The 4669-nt window shown below is 55.0% G+C and carries 6 protein-coding genes; 1 reads left to right on the top strand and 5 read right to left on the bottom strand.

Annotated features, from left to right (window positions below; all coding sequences use genetic code 11):
• The 5 genes from VU18_RS19555 to VU18_RS06605 form a co-directional block, all read right to left on the bottom strand.
• Positions 1-517: FAD-binding oxidoreductase (locus VU18_RS19555; RefSeq protein WP_047757874.1), on the bottom strand; the 517-nt coding region annotated here is incomplete at its 3' end.
• A 252-nt stretch (positions 518-769) separates the two neighbouring features.
• The gene (locus tag VU18_RS06620; protein ID WP_011231025.1) at positions 770-1666 is read right to left on the bottom strand and encodes an NAD(P)-dependent oxidoreductase; all 897 of its coding nucleotides are present in this window, start codon (positions 1664-1666) and stop codon (positions 770-772) included.
• On the bottom strand, positions 1663-2460 hold the full coding sequence (gene hyi, locus VU18_RS06615; RefSeq protein ID WP_011231024.1) for a hydroxypyruvate isomerase: 798 nt from the start codon (positions 2458-2460) through the stop codon (positions 1663-1665). The genes VU18_RS06620 and hyi overlap by 4 nt, the downstream gene beginning before the upstream one ends.
• Positions 2461-2643: 183 nt before the next feature.
• The gene (locus VU18_RS06610) at positions 2644-3282 is read right to left on the bottom strand and encodes a Bax inhibitor-1/YccA family protein (protein ID WP_011231023.1); all 639 of its coding nucleotides are present in this window, start codon (positions 3280-3282) and stop codon (positions 2644-2646) included.
• 48 nt (positions 3283-3330) lie between these two features.
• The gene (locus tag VU18_RS06605; RefSeq protein WP_369793562.1) at positions 3331-4452 is read right to left on the bottom strand and encodes an AbrB family transcriptional regulator; all 1122 of its coding nucleotides are present in this window, start codon (positions 4450-4452) and stop codon (positions 3331-3333) included.
• 15 nt (positions 4453-4467) lie between these two features.
• Here VU18_RS06605 and VU18_RS19550 point away from each other — a divergent pair.
• The coding region (locus VU18_RS19550) for a GCN5 family acetyltransferase (protein ID WP_236687310.1) at positions 4468-4669 on the top strand (202 nt) is incomplete at its 3' end.

The following is a 4669-nucleotide window of genomic DNA, read 5'->3' as shown; positions in this document are numbered from 1 at the left end:
TGCCTCCGGAACGAATGACGGTCCCGTTCGGATAGACGACGCGCAACCCGATGACCGAATCGCGCGCTGCCCCATAGCCGAGCCGCTTCGGACCGCTATCGTTCGCGGCAATGACCCCTCCGATCGTCGCTTCCTCCGGCCAAAACGGGTCCAAGGCGACCTTTTGCCGATGCGGAGCGAGCGCGCGCTGCAAATCACCAAACACCGTTCCGGCTTTGACAGTGACCGTCATATCGGCGGCCGCATGTTCGACAATGCCGGCATAGTGTTCCAACGACAGCAAGATGTCCGCCTGTTCCCGATGCCCGCCAAACCCCCGTTTTGTGCCGCGTCCAGCGATGACGACTTTTTTGCCATGGCGGTCGGCATAGCGGAGCACCGCAGCGATTTCTTCCTCTGTTCGCGGATAGACGGTCACCGCCCCATCATTGCCGAGGGGGTGGAACGATTCATTCCGTTTGATCTGTTCTGGATGCAAAAACGCCTGCAACTCCTCAATCCATGTCAATGAAAGCATGAGCGCCCTCCTCCGTTTCGTAATAAGAAACATCGTTTCTTTTTATCAGTAAAAAAAAGCGAGCCGCTCGAACCGTTTTCTTTATCAGGCGGAGGGTGTCCCAAAAGAATCGGGACACCTTTTCCGATCACCGTCATATATACAAGTGATTTAGCCCAAAACAACCTTTGGGGCCAGCCCTCCTGCTACTTCTATTAAACCATCGCTCATCCATTTTTTCAATGAATTTTTTGAATTTAGGGATCATTTTGTTCATTCCGTCTCTTCCACCACCACTCCGACCCGCTGCTCGAGCGGCTGAATGACCGCGGCCATATCCAAGTCGGCAAGGCCTGCGGCGATCGCTGCGGCAAACGCTTCTTCTGCTTGAATGCCGAGTCGGCGGCCAAGGCCGATTTCATCCATCAACTCGTTCGCCAAGCGCACATCTTTATGTACATACTTGACCGCCCCGCCAGGAGTGAATCGACGCGGCAACACGAACTGCTCCATATGGCGGCGCAACATCCGGCTGTCTCCATAGCTTTCTTTTAACAGCCGATACAGCTTCCCGGCATGAAGCCCATAAGCGACGCCAGCGACCATCGCTTCCGCCGCGGCGACCGAATGGACGGCGACCAAGTACTGGTTGATCGCTTTTGCCGCGCTGCCGGCGCCGCTTTCTCCTAAATATTCAACCGTTTTTCCTAACACCCGAAGCAACGGACGCACCCGCTCCCATGCTTCTTTCGCCCCGCCGACCATGATCGTCAGCGCCCCTTGCTCCGCCCCTTCCGGCCCGCCGCTTACCGGCGCGTCCAAATAGGCGACGCCGTGCTCATCGGCGCGCCGAGCGACAAACCGGCTTGTTTTCGGACCGACGGTTGTAAAATCAAGGCAAATCGTCCCCGGATGGGCCGCGCTAAGGACGCCGCCTTCACCTGTATACACCTCGATGACATCATCCGGCATCGATAAGCACGTGCAAATGATATCCGCCTCGCCAGCCAGCTCTGCCACTGTCGCCGCCTGTCGGGCGCCAAGGTTGACAAGCGGAACCGCTTTTTCTGTCGTACGGTTGTACACCGTGACATTGAATCCCGCTTCAAGCAGCCGTCTAGCCATGCGCGAGCCCATCACGCCCAATCCGATAAAGCCGACGCGTGTCATCGTCCGCCTCCCCCTTTCATTCCGCGGTATTCATCATACCAGACAAAACTTTCGCTGCTTTTCCCTGATGGAATGTACTCAAGTCCAATCGCTCCATTGTAGCCGTGCTCTTGCAAAAATGCGAAAATCTCGCGATACGGAAGCTCTCCCGTCCCCGGCTCATGCCGCCCGGGGGCATCAGCGAATTGCACATGCGCGATGAGCGGTGCGTAGTCGGCAAACATCGCTGTCACATTGCGTCCGAGCCGAGCCATATGATAGACGTCATATTGCAATTTCACATTCGTCCGGCCGAGATCGCGGATGATCGCCGCCGCTTCCTCAATATCGGTTAAAAAGTAGCCGGGCATATCGAACGGATTGATCGGTTCAATCGTCAGCGTCAAACCATGAACAGCAAGCGTTGCAGCCGCTTCGTCAATGCGGCGCATATACGTCTCCTTCGCCCGCTCGCGCGGCAAGTCCCTTGGCAACACTCCGGCCATGCAATGAAGATTCGGTACACCGAGCGCGAGCGCATAACGCACTCCTTCCTCCAGTGCACGCCGGAATTCATCATGACGGTCAGAAAAAATGGCGAGCCCGCGCTCCCCCTTTTCCCAATCGCCAGCGGGCAAATTCAGCAAAACAAGCGACAGCTCAAGCTGCTCGAGTTCATCAGCAATCGCCTCAGGAGCCACCGAGTACGGAAACTGGCATTCAACGTGCGAAAACCCATGCTGCTTCGCCTTGGCAAACCGGGCGAGAAACGGCGCTTCCGTGAAAATCGTCGATACATTGACGGCAAACTTCATCATGAGGCTCCTTTCTTCTCCATTTCTTTCTCTATATTCGCCCCACCGTTTGCCGATTCCTGCCTCACCGCGTTTCCCCTTTAATGCCGTAAAAAAACAGCCGCACCATTTCGACTTGCCGCTTTGATCAATGCCACAGTCATGGAAAAAAGGCTGCCCCAAAGGAGCAGCCCTTTTTGGCGCTCAATCCTCATCGCTGGCGAAAAAACGCAAAATGTAGACAAACAAGTTGATGAAATCAAGGTAAATATTGACCACAATCATCGGGATGTCCGCTTCCGTAAAGCCATAGCGGGCCAAACGGTTGATGTCGTAAATCGTAAAGCCAAGGAAAATCAGAATCCCCAAAGCGGCGATGCCCATTTGCCCTACGCTTGAGAATGGGATGAACCATTGGATGATCAGCAAGCCAAGGAGCGCAAACGCGCCCAGCATCAAAAACCCGCCGAGGAACGAAAAATCTTCTTTCGTTCTCGCTGCGTAAATGGCAACGCCGGAAAACGATACAACGGCCAGCGCAAACGCTTTGAACACCGCCGCCGCGCCGATGATGGAAATGTAATAGCCGATGAGCGGATAGAGCGTCGCCCCCGAGACAAACATAAACGCAAACATAAGCGGATAGCCGACAGCTTTTTTCACGCGGGCGAACATCATGACCAACAGCAGCACAAGTTCAAGCCCGTAAAGGGGCAAATACAGGCCAGCCGGCACCCATTGCCCGGCATACAGCCCCGCCGTCGCGACGGCCAGCGCCGCTAAAAAGGAAACCGCCAACTTCGCCACTGGGCTATGCGGACGATAAACGGTCGAATGATTCATGGCAACCCCCTCCTTTTTCTTTCTAGTTTAGCATATATTTGTTTCTTGTCACAGCCCTTTCTTTTTGATTGACGCAGACTGCATGGACCGTCCACCATGATGTATGGCCCATCGTTCGATCCATCGAAACCAGCGGGCGGCAAACAGTTTTTTCAGCACCGGTGGAACGACAAGCAAAATGAAAAAAATGCGGAACATTTGATAACTTGTCACAACGGCAAGGTCGGCATGCGCTTCCCGCGCCAAAATTCCCATTTGATCCATGCCCCCCGGCGCCAAGGCGATGAACGCTGTCAAATACGGCACGCCATGCAGAGCCGTTAAGACAAATGCCGAAGCCATGGAAAACAAAATGAGCGCAAGACCGGTAACCACAGCCGCCAGCACGGCTCTTCCCTTTTCCGCGATGCGAGCCGGTTTCAGCATTAAGCCTAGATAAGCGCCCATCGCGATTTGCGCGATATCTAACAAAGGAGCTGGCAAATGGGGCGCCGGCGTCCCGGCAATGACCAGAGCCGATGTTCCGATGATCGGGCCAAGCAAATAGGCAGTCGGCAGTTTGATGCGCCTTCCGATGATCGCGCTGGCAACCGTGACGATCAAATACAGCCAAACAAGACCGACGCTCCAATGCGCCCCTTGTCCGCATTCTGCGCCCGTCCCCGCCTCAGCGCCGCCGGAAAAGAACGGGCTTAAGGCGATAAGCGGGACGAGAAACACGACGCCCATCAGGCGCATCACTTGAAAAAACGTGACAATCGTTGCATCGACACCGTCGAGCTCCTCGCCCAACACAAGCATTTGCGACAATCCGCCGGGGATGCTGCCGGTGACAACCGAACGGAGCGGAATCCTTGTCCATCTCGCGACAAGGCAAGAAACAAGGAAGCTAAACAACAAAATCAACACCGTCGCCAGCAACATCGCCGGCAATTGTCGGCCCATCTCCACAAGCGTTCCTGCCGTCATCGATGTCCCTAGCGTATAGCCGATCGGAATGAGCGCAGCGTTGCGAATGCCGACCGGCCAATACAACTTTCCCTTCAAAAAACGACCAACCAAAAGCAACGCAGCTGCTGGACCGAGCATCCAATGGAGCGGAACGCCAAACAAGGCGAAAATGAAGCCGCCGAGCGCCGCGATCACCAGCGTCAACGCGATGCGCGCCATGCTGTTCCGCCCTTGTTGTCTTTCCAAAGCCAAGCGAACACTTCCTCTCCACCTTACATCAACGAAATTGTGCTTGCTGTCAATGAACAAAACTTGACAGCGCAGCGATTGTACTTGACTGCCGGTTTTATCGACAGCGGACGGCGGCGCGAAGGCAAAAAGGGACGGCAACTGTTGCTCTACTATCCGCTTTCTGCAAACTATATAGATGCAACGA

Source organism: Geobacillus sp. ZGt-1, from assembly GCF_001026865.1.
GTDB classification, from domain to species: domain Bacteria; phylum Bacillota; class Bacilli; order Bacillales; family Anoxybacillaceae; genus Geobacillus; species Geobacillus thermoleovorans.
Note: the sequence above shows the minus strand (reverse complement) of the source record. Positions and strands in the feature narration are given on the sequence as shown.

Excerpts from the sequence above, each read along its gene's own strand:
- VU18_RS06605 (WP_369793562.1), bottom strand. The coding sequence starts at position 4,452 with ATGGCGCGCATCGCGTTGACGCTGGTGATCGCGGCGCTCGGCGGCTTC.
- hyi (WP_011231024.1), bottom strand. The coding sequence starts at position 2,460 with ATGAAGTTTGCCGTCAATGTATCGACGATTTTCACGGAAGCGCCGTTT.
- VU18_RS06610 (WP_011231023.1), bottom strand. The coding sequence starts at position 3,282 with ATGAATCATTCGACCGTTTATCGTCCGCATAGCCCAGTGGCGAAGTTG.
- VU18_RS06620 (WP_011231025.1), bottom strand. The coding sequence starts at position 1,666 with ATGACACGCGTCGGCTTTATCGGATTGGGCGTGATGGGCTCGCGCATG.